The following is a 17,050-nucleotide window of genomic DNA, read 5'->3' as shown; positions in this document are numbered from 1 at the left end:
GCGCGTGCCCGAGTCTGCCGGAGCAGACACGCTGCTCACGACCCTGCGCGGACACGGGTACCAGATCGCCGTCGTCGTCGACGAACACGGCGGAACCGCCGGACTCGTGACCCTCGAAGACCTCATCGAGGAACTCCTCGGCGAGCTCCTCGACGAGCACGACGACCCCGCCCTCCTCGCCGGCGACATCATCACCGACGGCGACTCCGTGCTCTTCAACGCGGCGCTCCGCCCCGACGAGCTCTGGTCGCGAGCGAGAATCCGCGTCCCCGAAGACGAGGAGTACGACACCGTCGCAGGGTTCATGCTCACCGAGCTCGAACGCTTCCCCGAGGTCGGCGAGAGCGTTCAGCTCGACTCGGGCACGCTGAGCGTCGAAGCGCTGAGCGGCGCGCGACTCGAGCTGCTGCGGTTTACGCCACGGCAGCAGCAGGCAACGCCCGAAACCCACTCCACGGAGGCAACCCGATGAGCGAATACATCCCCGGCCTCGTCTGGCTGTTCGTGCTGCTCGCGGTGAACGCGTTCTTCGTGGGCGCAGAGTTCGCGGTGATCTCGGCTCGCCGATCCCAAATCGAACCCCGCGCGGCCGCGGGCAGCCGCGCCGCGAAAACCACCCTCTGGGCGATGGAGCACGCCACGCTCATGCTCGCCACGAGCCAGCTCGGCATCACCGTCTGCTCGCTGCTCATCTTGAACGTCTCTGAGCCCTCGATCAAGCACCTGCTCGAGGTACCGCTCGCGTGGACGGGACTGTCGCCCGCGGCGGTCACCGGCGTCGCCTTCGGGGTTGCACTCGCGCTCGTCACGTTCCTGCACGTCGTCTTCGGCGAGATGATCCCGAAGAATATGGCGTTCTCCGTGCCAGACCGGGCGGCGCTCATTCTTGCTCCCCCGCTCGTGTTCGTTTCGAAGGTGGTGGGGCCGCTCATTCGAGTACTGAACTGGATCGCGAACGGGATCCTCCGACTCTTCCGCGTGCAGCCGAAGGACGAGGCCACGAGCGCGTTTACCCTCGATGAGGTCGCGGGCATCGTCGAGCAGTCGACGCTCGAGGGCACCCTTGTGGATACGACAGGCACGGTCACCGCCGCGTTTGAGTTCACCGAGAAGATCGTCGCCGATGTGGCGCTCCCCTTCGCCGACCTCGTCGTGCTCCCCGCCGGCGCGACCCCGCGCGATGTGCAGCTCGCCGTGGCGAAGCACGGCTTCTCGCGCTTCGTGCTCGCGAGCGGCTCCGGTGTGCCGGACCGCTATGTGCACCTGAAGGATGTGCTCGGCCTCAGCTCGGCCGAGCACCGCGATGCCCCAATCCCAGCTGACCGGCTGCGCACGCTCGCCGACGTCTCCGCGGGCGCGGAGCTTGAGGATGCGCTCACGCAGCTGCGCGCGAGCGGCCGCCACCTCGCGCGGGTGACCGACGACAGAGGATCCGCCACCGGCATCCTCTTCCTCGAGGACATCGTTGAGGAGCTCATCGGCGAGGTCGAGGACGCGACCCGACGGTAGCGTCGGCGTCAGGACACGGCACGGCACGGCACGGCACGGCACGCGGTCAGTGTGCCGCGCCGTGCCGTCGCCGGCTAGTTCGCGCCGCCCCACACGTCGAGGCCGAGTTTCACGATGAGCGCCCCGACGATGATGAGGAACAGCACGCGCACGAACTTCGCGCCGCGCGCAATCGCCATGCGCGACCCGAGGAGGCTTCCGGCGACGTTCGCGACCGCCATGACGAGGCCCAGCGGCCAGAGCACGGCACCGAGCGGAATGAAGAGGATCAGCGCGCCAAAGTTTGTCGCGAAGTTCACGATCTTCGCCTGCGCGCTCGCCATGAGAAAGTCGTATCCGAGTAGGCCGACGAGCGCGATCACGAGGAACGTGCCAGTGCCCGGCCCGATCAGCCCGTCGTAGAAGCCGATTGCGGCTCCCGCCACCCCCGCAAGCACGACGTGCTTCGCGCCCGAGTATTTGAGCTTCGTGACCGCGCCAAGCGCCGGCTTGAAGATCGTGATGAGCGCGACAACGATCAGTGCCACCATGATGATTGGCGTGAACACCTCGGCCGGCAGGAAGGCTGCAAGAGAGGCGCCGCCGATCGCCGCGAGCAGCGCGATTACCGCCATCGGGAGGGCGGTGCGCAGACTCGGCCGCACGCTGCGGTAGTAGCTCACGCTGCTCGCGGCGGTGCCGAACACCGAGGCGAGTTTGTTCGTCGCGAGCGCCTGCACCGGGGTCAGGCCCGGCACGAGCAGCAGCGCAGGGAGCTGGATCAACCCGCCACCACCGACGACCGCGTCCACCCAGCCGGCGGCGAACGCAGCCAACAGCAGGAGCAACAGCCCGCCCCCGTCAAGCCCCTCGGGCACCAGGCCACTGGGCAGCGCTGCTGCAAAGGCGTGCAGACTCATGGGAGGCGACCTTTCTCGGAAGACGACAGTAGCCGCGAGCAGATTCTACGGGCACCGCGAGGCGGGCAAGTGCCAGACGCAGCAAACGGGGCCCCGCGCTGCGGAGCCCCGTTTCGCTAGCGGTCTCGTTGGACCGTGAGCACCTCGGTCACGGTGCCGCCCTCGTGCATGCGCGGGTCGTCAGGCTGCACGGGAACCGTTCCCGTTGAGGTGTCAGCCCCGCCTCCCGATTGGCCGGGGCCACTGCGCAGTCGCCGTTCGACGACGTGCGCGATGCCCGAGAGAATGAAGCAGAGCACGATGTAGATGCCACCGATGACGAATGCCGACTGGAGCAGCGGTCGCCCGAACTGTACGTTGCTGCTGAACTGCTTCGCAAGGTACAGGAGTTCTGGGTAGGTGATGATGAATCCGAGCGCGGTGTCCTTCATCGTCACGACGAGCTGCGAGATGATCACTGGCAGCATCGCGCGCACGGCCTGCGGCATGAGGATCAGGCGCATGACGCCGCTCTTGCGCAGCCCGATCGCAAAGCCCGCTTCCTTCTGGCCCTTCGGCAGCGACTCGATGCCGGCGCGGAGCACCTCTGCGAGCACTGAACCGTTGTAGGCCACAAGCGCGATCACGACGGCCCAGTACGGGTCCATCTTGATGCCCAGCGAGGGCAGACCGTAGTAGAGCAGCATCATCATGATGAGCACGGGCATGGCGCGGAAGAGCTCGGTCAGCGTGGTCGTGGGGACGCGGATCCAGGCGTGGTCTGAGAGCCGGCCAAGCGCGAGCACGAGTCCGAGCACGAGGCTGAAGATCGCCGCGACGCCGAAGGCCGCCAGTGTCTTGCCGAGCGCACCGAGGATCTGCTCCCAGATGGTCGCGTAAGTAAAGAGGCCCCACTTTTGGGCGGTGAACTGCCCGGTGAGGGTGAAGCGCCACAAGACGAACGCGATAATCGCGCCCACCACGAGCACGGTGACAACCGCGAGGATACGGTTGCGGCGGATCGCTTTCGGACCGGGAACGTCGTACAGCACTGAGGCGGTCATCGTGCGATCCTCCATTTCTTCTCGAGCCGGTTCTGAATGAGGCTGAGGATCATCACCATCGCGATGAACACCACAGCGACCCAGAGCAGCACCTCCATGGGGCTACCCGGCCGGTCGCCGGAGTCGTTGATTGCTGCGCGCAGCTGGGCGAGCTCAGCGGTTGAGAAGCCGGCGGCTACCGTCGTGTTCTTGAGCAGCGCGATGAACACACTCATCATGGGCGGAACCACCGAGCGGAACGCCTGCGGGAGAATGACGCTCGTCATGACCAGGCCAAAGGGCAGGCCGATCGCGCGGGCCGCCTCTGCTTGGCCGACGGGAACGGTGTTGATGCCGGCGCGGAGCACCTCAGCGACGTAGGTCGCCGTGTAGACGCCGATCGCGATGATGCCGAGCACGGTGAGATTCATCTTGCCGAGCCCGAGAGCTGGGTAGCCGAGCACTGCAAAGAAGAAGACGAGCGTCAGCGGAGTGTTCCGGATGATGTTCACATACACGGATCCGACCCCGCGCGCGATGGGCACGGGAGACACCCGCATGGCCCCAACGATCAGGCCAAGCACGAGGGCAATGAGCCCGCCGCCCGCGAACACGAGCAGCGTGTTCTTGATCGCGGTCCCCCAGAGATCCAGGTTCCCGAAGATGACGTCCATTCGTCTTCCTTCTGTGAAGATGGCGCTCGGGGGCGGGATTCCCGCCCCCGAGCATCAGTGCTGTGAGTACGCTACGCGTTGCTTAGTACGCGTCAACCGCGGGCTGCGAGACCTTGATGCCGGAATCGCCGAGGTTCTGGTCGAAGATGTCCTGCCAGACGTCGCCGCCATCAGTGAACATGTCGTTGATGTGCGCGCGGAATGCGTCGTCACCCTTCGACAGGCCGACACCGTACTGCTCCTCGGTGAAGACCGGGCCGCTGGTGACCATGAGGTCCTCAGGCTGCTGCGCAGCGTATCCGATGAGGATCGCCTGGTCGGTGGTGACCGCATCGACCTGGTTGTTCACGAGGTTCTCGACACACGCCGAGTAGAGGTCGAACTCCTGCGGCTTGATGCCCGGGAAGTTCTCCTTGATGTTCTGGATCGGGGTCGAGCCGGTTGCCGAGCAGACCGTCTTGCCGTCGAGCTCTTCGAGCGTCTGGAAGTCGGTCTCGCCCTGGCGCACGAGCAGGCCCTGGCCGGTGATGAAGTACGGGCCAGCGAAGTCGATGTCGTTCTTGCGCTTGTCGTTGATCGAGTAGGTGCCGACGTAGTAGTCGACGTCACCGTTCACGATCGCCTGCTCGCGGTTCGCCGAAGCGATCGCCTTGTACTCGATGTTGCTCTCGTCGAAGCCGACCGAGGCCGCGATCCAGCGCGCGATGTCGACGTCGAAGCCGCTTCGCTCCTGGGTGACGTTGTCGTAGTAGCCGAGACCGGGCTGGTCCTCCTTGACACCGATGACGACCTTGCCGCGCTCCTTGATGTTGTCAAAGGTGGGGCTGCCCTCAAGCGTGAAGCCCTCTGCAACGGTCCACGGGGTGCTCGATGCTGCGGGCTCCTTCGCGCCGTCTTCTGCGGGTGCTGCGGGGCCGCCGCTGTTGCAGCCGGTGAGCGCGAGCGCTGCTGCCGCTACGAGGCCGACGGTGGCCAGAGCTTTCTTGAATCGCACGATGCGTTCCTTTCGGTTGGTGCAGGGCCGCCGGGTGCGGCGGCCCTCCTGGTTAGTTTGTGATGAGCTTCGACAGGAAGTCTTTTGCTCGGTCACTCTTCGGGTTCGTAAAGAATTCGTCGGGGGTAGCAGACTCAATGATCTGCCCGTCAGCCATGAAGACGACGCGATCGGCGGCCTTCCTGGCGAAGCCCATCTCGTGGGTGACGACCACCATCGTCATGCCCTCTTTCGCGAGGCCGACCATCACGTCAAGTACCTCGTTGATCATTTCGGGGTCGAGCGCGCTTGTCGGCTCGTCGAACAGCATGACCTTGGGCTGCATGGCGAGCGCACGCGCGATCGCGACGCGCTGCTGCTGGCCGCCCGAAAGCTGCGCGGGGAGCTTCGACGCCTGCTTGTCGACGCCGACGCGGGTGAGCAGCTCCATTGCCTCGCGCTGCGCCTCAGCCTTGGGCTTGCCGAGCACCTTGATGGGGCCGAGTGTCACGTTCTCGAGAATCGTGAGGTGAGCAAAAAGGTTGAACGATTGGAAGACCATGCCCACCTCGGCGCGGAGCTTCGCGAGCCCCTTGCCCTCGGCAGGGAGCTCCTTGCCGTCGATGCGAATTGATCCGCTCGTGATCGTCTCAAGCCGGTTAATGGAGCGGCAGAGCGTCGACTTGCCCGAGCCTGATGGCCCGATGACGACGACGACCTCGCCGCGGTCTACCGTGAGATTCACGTTGGTCAGCGCCTGGAACTCGCCGTAGTGCTTCTGCACGTTCTCGACGACGACCAGCGGTTCGCTCGCACTCATCTATGTCCACCTTTGGATCCTGACCGCGAGCGCGGGCTGCGCTGCGTCGGCACACTACTTGGGCTGCCTGGTTCATCGAGCGCGTTGAACACTCACCTTTGAACCAACGAACGACACGCTATTAGGCGTTCGGGCGCCAAGTCACGGACTTTGAGGGTTTCTTGAGACTGGTCTTGAGGTTTCTTGAGCTACGGCTCAGCCGGAGGGGGCGAGGGCTACTTACGGCTACTCACGTAGTACTCTGCCGCGCCAGGGTGTAGCGGCAGTGGGCTCGTGAAGATCGCCTGTCGTCGGTCGAGCAGCGCGGCTGCCGGCACGGTCCGCGCGGTGTCCGTGCGCGTGCCAAACAGTGTCGTCGTGATCTCCCGCACGAGCGGTTGCGGCGCGTCAGTCGAGCTCACCAGATAGTTCGGCACCGTCATCGTCTCGACCGCGTCGTGAGTGCCGTAGACGCCGAGTGGAAAGTCAGACATCCGGTACACCCCGGCATGCCCCGAGTTCACCTTCTCGACGGTGTCCGGCTGAATCGGGAGCAGCCGCACGGGCGTGTGCTCCGCGAGGGAGACGATCCCCGGCGTGGGAATACCGCCGACCCAGAAGAACGCGTCGATCTCGCCGTTCGCGAGCGCCTCCACCGAATCATCGATGCCGAGGTCGGCGACCACGAAGTCCTCGCGGTCGATACCAGCGGCCCGCAACACCCGGTCCGCAATCACCGTCACACCCGAGTTCGCCTCGCCGATCGAGACACGCAGCCCGGCAAGATCTGCGACCTGTTGCGCCTGGGACTCCGCAGGAACCACCACCTGGACGTACTCGTCATACACGCGGGCAACGCCTGCGATCGGCAGCGGCTCGGTGAACGCCCCGACTCCCGCAATCGCGTCGGCAGCCGCGTCGGCCTGCGCGAAGCCGAGGATCGCCTCCCCTCGCCCCACCCGGAGCAAGTTATCGACCGAGCCACCCGTCTCAGCGACCGCAATATCGAAGCCGACCTCACCCAGCTGCGCGGCGAGCGCGCCGCCGTACGCATAGTAGATTCCAGTTGATGCGCCGCCCGCGATGACCTGCGGGCCAGCGCTGCGCGCGGCGCTACTGCACCCCGCGAGCGCGGAAGCGCCGAGCGCCACCGTCAGCGCCGCGGCGACTCCCCGGAGCCCCACACGAAGTAGCTTCGCGCTCACCCTCACACTGTTACGCATCGCCAGCTCCCCTCGAGTCGGGTTGCGCCGGACCGGTCGGGTCAGAATGCGCCGGACTGGTCGGGTCGCGCCGAGCGGTCTCGCCCATGTCGCCCCGAGCCGACCCGCTCGGGTCGGCTGCCGGCAGCGCGAGCGTGACCTGCAGCCCGCCGCCGTCCGGAAGCTCCACGATGAGCCTGCCGCCGAGGGCCTCCAGCAGGTCGGAGGCGATCGCGAGCCCCAGGCCCGATCCGGGCACGTTCTGATCTTGCGGGCTGCGCCAGAACCGTGTGGTCGCGTGCTCGAGCTGGTCTTCCTCTAGCCCGCGCCCGCGGTCTCGCACGACAATGAAGTGCTCACCGCCTCGGCTGTAGACAGTGAGGTCGACCACGGTCCCGCGGGGCGCAAACTTCAGGGCGTTGTCGAGGATCGCGTCGAGCGCGCTCTCGACCGCCATCCGGTCGGTCAATGCGAGCACCGGCCCGGCGACACTGGGATGGATCGCCACCCACAACTCGGCCGCGCGCTCCCGCCAGGCCACCGAACGAGCGTCGGCGAGTTCACCAAGGTCGACGACCACAAAGGCGGAGTCAGACTTTCCGTCGCGTGCGACGTGGAGCAGGGTGTCGAGGATCCGAGTCATGCGCCGCCCCTCCTCGCGGGCGTGTTCGATGTCATCGAGCCACCCCTCGTCGAGGCCAGTGGCGAGATACTCCACCCGAAGCAGCAACGCTCCGAGCGGGTTCCGTAGCTCGTGCGAGGCGTTCATCACGAACTCCTGCTGTCTCGTCATCACCCGCTCAATCTCTTCGGCCATCTGGTTAAACATGCGCACCATGCGCTGCATCTCCGGCGGCCCCGTGTCGTCTGAGATGCGCGCGCCCATCTCGCCGTGTTCGATCGCGGCCATCGCGCTATCCACGCGCCGCAGCGGCTTGAGCACCCAGCTCGCCAGCCGGTACACGGCCCAAATGAGTGCGGCGATGATGGCGGCGCTCGCCGCGATCAACACGCTCCACTGGGTGAGGATCGCGCGCCGAGGTGCCTCCGTGCTCGCAGCGATGCGGACGGCACCGATGACGCTCCCGTCGTCGAAGACCGGCTCCACGATGACTGTTTCCCCGGTTGTCCACGGCAGTGCGTCGCTGACTGGCTCGCCGCGCCTCCCGGAGAGCGCGAGCCGCACCGGCTCCCGCTCCTCCTCGGTGAGTTCGGCGACCCTCGAACCCGTCGCCCAGCTCATGCCCGAACGGTCATATACGACAACCTCCGCGTCGTAGAGCGAGCCGTAGCGGCGAAGTTCGCTCTCGATCATTGCGGGATCCCCCGCGCGCAGTGCCTGACTCGCCCCGGTCGTGAAGTAGCTGAGGTCGCCAATGAGCTGACTAGATACCTGCTGCTGAATACTCCGCGCCGCGCTCAACCCGTACGCGCCACCAAGGGCAAGGAGGATGATGATCATGGGGACAAGGAAGACCGTCACCAGGCGTCTGCGCACGGCCTATCCCGCTATCAGTCGGTAGCCGACGCCTCGCACGGTCGCGATGAGCGTGGGGCGGTCGAGTTTGCGCCGGATCGAGGCGACGTGTACCTCGAGCGAGCGGCTGAAGCCAGACCAGTCTGTCCCCCAGACCTCGCGAATGATGCGGTCTCGCGGAGTCACAACCCCCGGGTAGCGCGCGAGCACGGCCAGGATGTCGAACTCCTTCGGGGTGAGGTCGACAGGGATCCCGTTTGCGAGCACCAGTCGGTTCGCAAAGTCGATGTAGGTGCCGCCGATCTCAACATTCGAGCTCTCGCCGGGGCTTGGGGCGGTGGTGCGCGCACGGCGGGTGACCGCTTCAATGCGCGCGATGAGTTCACGCACGTCGTACGGCTTGACGACGAAGTCGTCGGCCCCCGCGTGCAGGCCCTTGATGCGAGACTCAACGTTGCTCCGCGCTGTCGCGATGATGATCGGAACGCTGCTGATGCCTCGAATGCGCTTGCAGACGTCGAGCCCGTCCATGTCGGGCAGGCCGAGGTCGAGAATGACGACCTCGGTGTCCGGCCCCACCGCTTCGATGCCCGCGGCCCCGTTTCCAGCGCGATCCGTCGTGAACCCGGCTTGCCTGAGATACGCGCTCAGCGCCTCAGCCACGCGGGCGTCGTCTTCGACGATCAGGATCTTCATCTTTGTCTTTCCCAGTGATTGACGCACAGCGTACACGGTACGTATCCAGGTTAGTCCGTTAGCGCGGACCCCTACTCAGATCGCCTCTCCACGACGCAAGGAGATTAACCAACAACATACACCTGACGTCTACCTAGTTAGAGAAGTGCGACCACTCAACTTCTTGTATAACACTATCTGCCCGATACTCAGTCGCCACTTACGACCATAGCCTGAGTATCGGGAAGGCCGCTGCGATGGGGAAGCGAGCGCTCGGCACCGACCCTATTTCGGCCCCGCTGACACGCCCTCACCAGCTCTCGAGCCTTCTGACACACCGAAGCAGAAAGCAGTGAGAACACGCATGACACGCACGACACCCTCCTCTCGCCGGCGCCGCCTAGGCACCGCAGGAGCGCTATTAGGCGGCGTGCTCGCCCTCAGCCTCGCGGTCCCCGCGTTCGCGCTCGCGGAACCGGGCGAGCCGGTTGAGCATTTCGACGCCTCCCGCGCGGCGGATTCCAACACGACGAGTTACACCGCGGACCTCCAGACTGACATCTTTATCGCCGAGGAAAGCCTCCCGAGCGATTTCGTCGCGTCGCAGGACGGCACCAGGGGCTACGTCACCTCTCGCAGGCTCAACGAGTTTGTGACAATCGACATGCACGAGCGCACAGTCGTAGGCCGGCTCGCCTACCCGGGCATCGGCGGAAACCTCGTTCGGCTCTCGGCAGACGGCACGCGCGCCTACTTCGCGATCCTCGGCGACTACTTCTCGACGGGCATCGGCGTCGTCGACCTCACCTCCGGCACCTTTGTGGCCGAGTTCACCGATGTTCCCGAGAGCATCCAGGAGATCGTCGTCACGGCCGAGGGCAGCACCATCTACGTCATGGGCAACCAGGGCGAGGTCGTGAGACTCGACGCAACCACGGGCGAGGAGCTCGCCCGCTTCCAGGCACCGGGCGTGAACGCCCACGGGATGATCCTCTTCGCAGACGACACCCGCCTGCTCGTCGGGCAGAAATCGAACATGCTCACGCTCGACGCGACAACGCTCGAGCAACTCTCGGCCACGACGCTGCCTGGGGTCGTGACGGCTTCGTCGTTCGACATCGACACCACCGACGAGCGCGTCTACTATGCTGACTCCTCCGGACCTTACCTCGGCGTCTTCAACCCGCACACGGGAACCGAGACCGCGCGCGTCGCCGTCGGCAGCCCCCTGCACGAGACCGCGGGTTACGACAACCTGAACCGGGCCTTCGGCAACCTCCCCTACTGGTCAAAGATTATGGCCGCCGATTTCACGACCGGCATTCGCTCCGAGAGCTTCCGCAAGACTCCGACACCGCCCTACTCGATGAGCAAGAACCCCGTCACGGGCGAGCTGCTCTCGGCCAACGCTGGCTGGATCGGCCAGGATCAGGGCAGCACGGTCACAATCGTCAACACCCCGAGCGTCACCGACCCGCTCGACGCGGAGATCACTGCGCTCGGCGACACCGTGCGGTTCGAAACCGACGCCGTCGGCATTAAGCGCGGTAACGGCGGCGGCATCGCCTGGCAGTCATCCGCTGACGGCACGGCCTGGGACGACATCGAGGGCGCATACGACGAGCAGCTCGACGTCGAAGCTACACCCGACTCGCTCAAGCTGCAGTACCGGGTGCGGTGGGCAGATGACTTCTGGGGCCAGGAAGGCGTGAGCGCGTCCGCGAGAATCGTTGCCCCGGCTCCCATGATTACCTTCGAGGGGCCGCTCGCCGACGGAACGACGGGCGAGGCTTACCCGGAGACCGTCATCACCGCGACCGGCCAAGACGACCTCGTGTGGTCGGTGCTCGACGGCCCCGAGACCACGGGGCTCCCGGCGGGGCTCGCGGTCGACGCCGCAACCGGTTCACTCAGCGGCACCCCAACCGAGGCAGGCACCTTCACGTTCACTGTGCGCGTCACCGACGTCTTCGGGGAGGACACCCGCGGCTACGAGCTCCGGGTCGCAGATCCCGCGGGGCCGACCGATCCCGCTGATCCGACGGACCCCGCTGATCCCACCACTCCGACGGACCCCAGCGACCCGACCGGCCCGGTGACCCCTTCGGATCCCGCTGACCCAGCCCGCCCGGGCGCTGACAACACGGGAGTTGCAGGCAAGGGCACCTGGCTGAGCACGAGTGGCGGGGCGACCCCACTGCTCCTGAGCCTGATCGCGACGGGCGCCCTCGGAGCGGGCGGTGCTGCACTCCTCATTCGCAGGAAGCTGCGTTCGACCGAAGCCGACGGCTAGTCGCCAGACTGCCCTAGGCAGCCGCTGCGAAGTGTGCGACAACTCGCTCAGTGAGTGAGCCCGCACACTGCCAGGGGACCGAGTGCCCCATCCCGGTGATGGTGTGCATCTCGGCCCCTGGGATCGCGGCGGCGGTCGCGATCCCACCCGAGATTCCGATCAGCGGATCCGCGTCTCCGTGCACCACGAGCGCGGGAAGCCTGAGCGATTCGAGCCGTTCGGTGCGGTCGCCGTCTGCCTGGATCGCGGCGAGTTGCCGCGCGGTTCCCTCCCGGTTGACGCCACGCTCCCACGCAATGATTGCCAGGTGCCGGGCCCGATCGATGTCGCTCATCTGCTCGCCCGCGAGCGCGACGTGATAGCGCACGGCGTAGTCGACGTACGATTCAAGGCTGTCGGTCGGCGCGGGGGTAAGGAAGACCCACTTCGCTCTCTCCTGCGGCCGGCCCACTGCACGACTGCCGCTCGTCGACATGAGCGAGGTCAGCGAGACAACCTGTTCGGGGGCGAGCAGCGCGAGATGCTGCGCGATCATGCCACCCATCGACATGCCGAGCACGTGCACGGGGCCCACCCCGAGGTGCACCAAGAGATCCCGCAGGTCACCTGCCATGTCGCGCAGCGAATACGTGGCGCGGCTGCTCGCCTCGGCGGTCTTCGCCTCGCCGGTCTTCGCCGTGTCCGGGCTCGCCTCGCCCGCGCCCGCGCTCGCGGCCGTCCCGCCCCGCAGGCGGGTGAGCCCGCAGTCGCGGTTGTCGGCGGCGAGCGTCGCATAGCCCGCCGCGTGCAGGCCCGCGATGAGCTCGGGCGACCATTCGGTTCGCTGCATCGACAGTCCCGCGACGAGAAGCACGGTCCCGTTGCGCGCCTCGCCAAGGAGGGAGTAGTTCACGGTTCCCCCCGGTGCCTGCCAGGTCTTGCCCGTGAACGGTTCGAGCACCTCTTCCAGGCGACGTGCGTCACTGATTCGCTCCATTGCGACCCCATTTCTCGTGTCGGTGCTGCGCGTAGGCCGCGGATTCGCGGCTCGATGCCACTCCCATCGTCACTGACGTAGCTCCGAAAACGCCTGGCGGCGCTGTCGAATTACCTCCGTGCTACGGCTAGGCGGGGCCGGTTGCGATCCCCTATTCTGAGAGCAGTTGGAGGAGGCCCCATGGGAATGAGCGAAGAACAGCCACGTGACATCGGCCCGCAGGTCGTGACCACGCGCGGCAGCGTGCGCGGGCGTGCGGGCGATGGGATCCACCGCTATCTCGGGATCCCCTACGGCAGGCCACCCTTCGGCGTGCTGCGCTTCGCGGCCCCGGAGCCCGCACTCCCCTGGCAGGGTGAGCGAGACGCGGGCCACTTCGGTCCGACCGCACCGCAGTCGCCCTACCGAGGTGATCTCGGCGAGCTCATCAAGGTGCCCTCGATCGACGGCACGGACATCCTCACCGCAAACGTGTGGGCACCGGCCGATGCGACGCACGCTCCCGTCGTGCTGTGGCTGCACGGCGGAGCGCTCGAGCGCGGAGCCGCCGCGCAGAGCGGATACGACGGCAGCACGTTTGCGCGTGACGGCATCGTATTCGTTTCGGCAAACTACCGGCTCGGAGCCGAGGGGTTTAGCGTGCTCGATGACGCTCCGCTGAACCTGGGGCTGCGCGACGCGCAGCTCGCGCTCGAGTGGGTACACCGCGAGGTCGCCGCGTTCGGAGGGGATCCCGCGCGCATCACCGTCATGGGCGAATCGGCCGGCGGTGCGCTCGTCGCAGCGTTGCTCGCGCAGCCAGAGGCGCGTGCGCTCGTCGCCGGGGCGATCATCCAGTCTGGTCCACTCGATGCGGTCGAACCCGTCAAGGCCCGCAGGGTCTCCGATGCGCTCGCCAAGCGGCTGCGGGTCGCCGCGACCCGGGACGGCTTCGACTCGGCGGGACCAGCCGAACTGCTCGCCGCACGCTCAGACATCGCGGCCGGTGGGTCGCCGCTCGGCGGCACCCCCGGGTACACGCTCGCGATCGATCCTGAGTCGCTCCCTGCGTCTCCCGCCGAGGCGCTCCTCGACGCCGATATCCCGATCCTCATCGGCACGAACACCGACGAGTACCGGCTGTGGCTCACACCCGATGCGGTCGCGGGCATCGGGCGCGCGAAGGCGTGGCTCGCGCGCCTCGCCATGCGCATCCCGCGCGCCGCCGCCCGGGCAGTTCGCGAAGCCTACCCGGAGGCGTCACACGGCGAGCGGCTCGGCCAGCTCGTCACCGACCGCCTGCTGCGCGCCCCGGCCACCCGGCTCGCGCGCGGTCGCAGGGCGCCAACCTTCGTGTACGAGTTTGCGTGGGAGAGCCCCGTGCGCGACCTCCGCGCCGCGCACGCCCTCGACATTGCGTTCGCCTTCGACCTACTCGATGACGATGACGCGCTGCGGCTCAACGGGCCGGCTGCCCCCGCGGCGCTCGGCCTCGAAATGCACGCCGCGTGGGTGTCCTTCATCCGCAGCGGCGACCCGGGCTGGCCTGCGTTTAGCGAGGGGCGCGCGACCCGCGTCTTTGCTGATCCCTCGGAGACGGTGCCGCAGCGCCGCGCGGCGGTGGTGGACGCGCTGGGTGGTTGACGCGCTAGGCTAGGGGCATGCATTTGTACTTCACGTAACGGCAGAGCGGCACACCGCGCCTCGTTGAGCTTCTCCGAGCGCGGTATCCACTCAATTTCTGACCCTGACCGGGTCGCCGTTATTTGCGCGCCCTGATCCACTGAGGATCGAGGTGTGCCACGTTGAAGGACCCCTCATGCACACTCCAACCACCCCATTTCCCGCGGGCGACCGCGCTCAGATCGTTGCTTCGGACATCTCCGTGCTCCGCGGCCCTACGCGCGTACTCGAACATGTCGACCTCGTCGTCACGCCCGCATCGCGCATCGCCATTGTCGGCGAGAACGGGCGCGGAAAGACCACGCTGCTGCACGCGCTCGCAGGCCGCATCCCGCCCGACAGCGGATCCGTGCAGCGCATCGGCACGCTCGGTCTCGCAGAGCAGGAGATGTCAGCGGCGGACGACAGAACCGTGGGCGACGCGGTCGCGGCAGCGATCGCGCCATCGGTGGCTGCCCTCGCGGCGCTCGACGCGGCGGCGAGCGCCATGGCCTCCGACTCATCGGCCGACGCTGTGGCTGAGGCTGCGGCCGCGGCTGCGGCTGACGACGCGGCTGCGGCTTACGCGAGCGCGCTCGAGGCCGCTGAGGCACTCGACGCGTGGGACGCCGAACGGCGGGTGACGGTCGCGCTCGAAGCGCTCGACGCCGAAACCAACATGCGGGTGCCGCTCGCACAGTTGTCGGTCGGGCAGCGCTATCGGGTGCGGCTCGCCTGCCTGCTCGGGGCCGACGACGATTTCCTGTTCCTCGACGAGCCCACCAATCACCTCGACCGGAGCGGGCTCGATTTCCTCACGGCGCAGCTGCGGGTGCGCACGGGCGGTGTCGTGCTCGTCAGCCACGACCGTGCGCTGCTCGCCGATGTCGCGGAGACGCTCGTTGACCTCGATCCGACGCCAGACGGAAGGCCTCGGGTGTACGGGGGCGGTTACGCGGGGTACCGATCAGGCCGCGTCTCCGAGCGGGAGCGCTGGGAGCAGGAGTACGAGCGGCAGCGCGCCGAACAGGCCCGACTGCAGGAGAGTCTGAGCAGCGCCCAGAACCGGCTCGTCTCGGGTTGGCGACCAGAAAAGGGCACGAACAAACACGGCCGCGCTACCCGCGCAGGCGGGCTTGTTCAGAGCGTGCACCGACGGCAGGAGGCGCTGGAGGCCCACGCAGTGACCGTGCCGCCGCCCCCGCAGGAGTTCCGCTTTCCTGATCTCAGCGCCCGGGCAGGGGCCGACCTCCTCACGCTCACCGATGTCAGTTTCACGGGAAGGCTCGCTGGGCCCGTTTCTTTCGCGCTCGGGCAGCGCGGCAGGCTGCTCGTCACCGGCCCGAACGGTTCGGGCAAGTCAACGCTGCTTGCGGTGGCCGCGGGGAGTCTCGCCCCGAGTTCGGGCTCGGTGCGTGTGCCGCACGGGATCCGCGTCGGCTATCTCAGGCAGGAGGCGCGGCTGCCTGCAGAGGTGCGCGCCATGGACTACTACCGCTCCCGCACTGACGCTCTGGTTGCCGGCGGCATGCTGCCAGGCTCCGAGGCGATCGGGCTCTCGCAGCTCGGTCTGCTCCCCTCGCATGCGACGGGCAAGCGGATCGGCGAACTCTCCATGGGGCAACAGCGACGACTCGAACTCGCCCTCGTGCTCGCGGGGATGCCGCAGGTACTCCTCCTCGACGAGCCTACGAACCATCTGTCGATAGCACTCGTCGATGAACTCACGGCGGCACTCGGGGCAACGCAGGCGGCAGTCATCGTGTCGTCGCACGACCGACAGCTGCTGCGCGATGTGGAAGGTTGGCCGCGGCTCGTGCTGGGAGGGGATGATCATTGAGCCACGCGAGACTTTTCACTCTGCCTGGGCCATACTGAGGCTATGGGATCAGCGTTGACCACCATTGGATTGCCGGTTGCACTCGGCATTATTATGCTCGGCCTCGGCCTGAGCCTCACCGTCGGCGATTTCACGCGCGTCGCGAAGCATCCGAAGGCGGTGTTCATCGCGCTCGTCTGCCAGCTACTCATCTTGCCGGCCATCTGTTTCGGGCTCGTGCTCGCCTTCGGGCTTTCGCCGGTGCTCGCGGTGGGCATGATGATGCTCGCCGCGTCGCCGGGAGGCAGCACCGCGAACCTCTACAGCCACCTCTTCCGGGGCGATGTCGCGCTGAACATCTCACTCACCGCCATCAACTCGGTGGTGGCGGTGGTGACGCTGCCGCTCATCACGAACCTCGCGATCGCCTACTTCATGCCGGGTGACGCGACTCTCGGCATGCAGCTCGGCAAGACAGTGGAGGTGTTCGCGATCGTGCTCGCGCCGGTTGCAATCGGCATGCTGATCCGAAAGTGGCGGCCTGAGTTTGCCGACCGCATGGATAAGCCGGTGCGGATCGCCTCGATCGTGATCCTCATCATCGTGATCGCGGGCGCGATCGTCTCGAACCTCGACATGCTGCTCGAGAACCTCGGGCAGCTCGCGCTCATCACCGTGCTGTTCTGCCTCATCAGTCTCGCGGTCGGGTTCTTCGTGCCGCGGTTGTTCAAGATCGGTCGCAGGCAGGCGATCGCGAGCTCGTTCGAGATCGGGATCCACAACGCGACCCTCGCGATCGTCATCGCGCAGACCGTGCTCGGCAACGTGGAGCTGTCGCTGCCCGCGGCCGTCTATGGTGTGCTCATGTTCTTCGTGGCGCTGGCCTTTGGGTTCGGCCTGCAGGCGGCGTATCGGAAGGCTGATGCGGCTGAGGACGCGGCGGCCGGCCCAACTGCTGAGCGACCTGCGTAGCGCGCGGCCCTCCCCGGCGGTGCCGCCTCCGGGCGGGTCTTCCTCGCGGCCCGAGTCTGCATCCTCTCCGCCCCGATTAATCCTGGCTGAGGCTTACACTGCCCGCAGAAGGCTCGGGT

The 17,050-nt window shown here is 66.8% G+C and carries 15 protein-coding genes; 6 read left to right on the top strand and 9 right to left on the bottom strand.

Annotated features, from left to right (window positions below; all coding sequences use genetic code 11):
- Both ACI1US_RS12355 and ACI1US_RS12350 read left to right on the top strand, forming a co-directional pair.
- Positions 1-472 (top strand): transporter associated domain-containing protein (locus ACI1US_RS12355; protein WP_461640735.1); only part of this gene is annotated, 472 nt, incomplete at its 5' end.
- The gene (locus tag ACI1US_RS12350) at positions 469-1,509 is read left to right on the top strand and encodes a hemolysin family protein (RefSeq protein WP_461640734.1); all 1,041 of its coding nucleotides are present in this window, start codon (positions 469-471) and stop codon (positions 1,507-1,509) included. The genes ACI1US_RS12355 and ACI1US_RS12350, both read left to right, overlap by 4 nt.
- 74 nt (positions 1,510-1,583) lie before the next feature.
- Here ACI1US_RS12350 and ACI1US_RS12345 read toward each other — a convergent pair whose 3' ends face one another.
- From ACI1US_RS12345 to ACI1US_RS12310, 8 genes are all read right to left on the bottom strand, one after another.
- Positions 1,584-2,408 carry a TSUP family transporter gene (locus tag ACI1US_RS12345; RefSeq protein WP_461640733.1) on the bottom strand — a complete coding sequence of 275 codons (825 nt, stop codon included), beginning with the start codon at positions 2,406-2,408 and terminating at the stop codon, positions 1,584-1,586.
- A gap of 116 nt (positions 2,409-2,524) precedes the next feature.
- Positions 2,525-3,451, bottom strand: coding sequence for an amino acid ABC transporter permease (locus ACI1US_RS12340; RefSeq protein ID WP_416550272.1), 927 nt, complete (start codon positions 3,449-3,451; stop codon positions 2,525-2,527).
- A complete protein-coding gene (locus tag ACI1US_RS12335) occupies positions 3,448-4,104 on the bottom strand; it encodes an amino acid ABC transporter permease (protein WP_416550273.1) in 657 nt (218 codons plus the stop codon). Before ACI1US_RS12335 ends, ACI1US_RS12340 begins: the two co-directional genes overlap by 4 nt.
- Before the next feature lie 82 nt (positions 4,105-4,186).
- Positions 4,187-5,098, bottom strand: coding sequence for a glutamate ABC transporter substrate-binding protein (locus ACI1US_RS12330; RefSeq protein ID WP_416550274.1), 912 nt, complete (start codon positions 5,096-5,098; stop codon positions 4,187-4,189).
- 52 nt (positions 5,099-5,150) lie between these two features.
- A complete protein-coding gene (locus ACI1US_RS12325) occupies positions 5,151-5,897 on the bottom strand; it encodes an amino acid ABC transporter ATP-binding protein (RefSeq protein WP_416550275.1) in 747 nt (248 codons plus the stop codon).
- 215 nt (positions 5,898-6,112) lie between these two features.
- The gene (locus tag ACI1US_RS12320) at positions 6,113-7,099 is read right to left on the bottom strand and encodes a TAXI family TRAP transporter solute-binding subunit (RefSeq protein ID WP_461640732.1); all 987 of its coding nucleotides are present in this window, start codon (positions 7,097-7,099) and stop codon (positions 6,113-6,115) included.
- Positions 7,092-8,576, bottom strand: a complete 1,485-nt coding sequence (locus tag ACI1US_RS12315) for a sensor histidine kinase (protein WP_461640731.1) — start codon at positions 8,574-8,576, stop codon at positions 7,092-7,094. Before ACI1US_RS12315 ends, ACI1US_RS12320 begins: the two co-directional genes overlap by 8 nt.
- Positions 8,577-8,579: 3 nt before the next feature.
- Positions 8,580-9,278 (bottom strand): response regulator transcription factor, encoded by a 699-nt coding sequence (locus ACI1US_RS12310; protein ID WP_461640730.1) that lies wholly within the window; start codon positions 9,276-9,278, stop codon positions 8,580-8,582.
- A 382-nt stretch (positions 9,279-9,660) separates the two neighbouring features.
- Between ACI1US_RS12310 and ACI1US_RS12305 the strand changes: the two genes are divergently transcribed.
- Positions 9,661-11,523 carry a putative Ig domain-containing protein gene (locus ACI1US_RS12305; protein WP_461640729.1) on the top strand — a complete coding sequence of 621 codons (1,863 nt, stop codon included), beginning with the start codon at positions 9,661-9,663 and terminating at the stop codon, positions 11,521-11,523.
- A gap of 13 nt (positions 11,524-11,536) precedes the next feature.
- Here the strand turns inward: ACI1US_RS12305 and ACI1US_RS12300 are convergent, their stop codons facing one another.
- Complete coding sequence (locus tag ACI1US_RS12300; protein WP_461640728.1) at positions 11,537-12,499, bottom strand: alpha/beta fold hydrolase; 963 nt, start codon at positions 12,497-12,499, stop codon at positions 11,537-11,539.
- Positions 12,500-12,685: 186 nt separating this feature from the next.
- On the opposite strand from ACI1US_RS12300, the gene ACI1US_RS12295 reads away from it, so the two are divergent.
- The 3 genes from ACI1US_RS12295 to ACI1US_RS12285 all read left to right on the top strand — a co-directional run bounded on the left by ACI1US_RS12295 (position 12,686) and on the right by ACI1US_RS12285 (position 16,931).
- Complete coding sequence (locus tag ACI1US_RS12295; RefSeq protein WP_461640727.1) at positions 12,686-14,122, top strand: carboxylesterase/lipase family protein; 1,437 nt, start codon at positions 12,686-12,688, stop codon at positions 14,120-14,122.
- Positions 14,123-14,297: 175 nt separating this feature from the next.
- Positions 14,298-15,980 (top strand): ATP-binding cassette domain-containing protein, encoded by a 1,683-nt coding sequence (locus ACI1US_RS12290; RefSeq protein ID WP_461640726.1) that lies wholly within the window; start codon positions 14,298-14,300, stop codon positions 15,978-15,980.
- 42 nt (positions 15,981-16,022) lie between these two features.
- Positions 16,023-16,931 carry a bile acid:sodium symporter family protein gene (locus ACI1US_RS12285; RefSeq protein WP_461640725.1) on the top strand — a complete coding sequence of 303 codons (909 nt, stop codon included), beginning with the start codon at positions 16,023-16,025 and terminating at the stop codon, positions 16,929-16,931.
- The last annotated feature ends 119 nt before the right edge of the window (positions 16,932-17,050 follow it).

Origin of the sequence: Leucobacter sp. BZR 635 (assembly GCF_048061935.2) — a bacterium.
Lineage (GTDB): Bacteria > Actinomycetota > Actinomycetes > Actinomycetales > Microbacteriaceae > Leucobacter.
This window is presented reverse-complemented; position numbering and strand designations above follow the sequence as displayed.

Coding starts and splice junctions, on each gene's coding strand:
- ACI1US_RS12350 (WP_461640734.1), top strand. CDS start 469: ATGAGCGAATACATCCCCGGCCTCGTCTGGCTGTTCGTGCTGCTCGCG.
- ACI1US_RS12345 (WP_461640733.1), bottom strand. CDS start 2,408: ATGAGTCTGCACGCCTTTGCAGCAGCGCTGCCCAGTGGCCTGGTGCCC.
- ACI1US_RS12340 (WP_416550272.1), bottom strand. CDS start 3,451: ATGACCGCCTCAGTGCTGTACGACGTTCCCGGTCCGAAAGCGATCCGC.
- ACI1US_RS12335 (WP_416550273.1), bottom strand. CDS start 4,104: ATGGACGTCATCTTCGGGAACCTGGATCTCTGGGGGACCGCGATCAAG.
- ACI1US_RS12325 (WP_416550275.1), bottom strand. CDS start 5,897: ATGAGTGCGAGCGAACCGCTGGTCGTCGTCGAGAACGTGCAGAAGCAC.
- ACI1US_RS12320 (WP_461640732.1), bottom strand. CDS start 7,099: ATGCGTAACAGTGTGAGGGTGAGCGCGAAGCTACTTCGTGTGGGGCTC.
- ACI1US_RS12300 (WP_461640728.1), bottom strand. CDS start 12,499: ATGGAGCGAATCAGTGACGCACGTCGCCTGGAAGAGGTGCTCGAACCG.
- ACI1US_RS12295 (WP_461640727.1), top strand. CDS start 12,686: ATGAGCGAAGAACAGCCACGTGACATCGGCCCGCAGGTCGTGACCACG.
- ACI1US_RS12290 (WP_461640726.1), top strand. CDS start 14,298: ATGCACACTCCAACCACCCCATTTCCCGCGGGCGACCGCGCTCAGATC.
- ACI1US_RS12285 (WP_461640725.1), top strand. CDS start 16,023: ATGGGATCAGCGTTGACCACCATTGGATTGCCGGTTGCACTCGGCATT.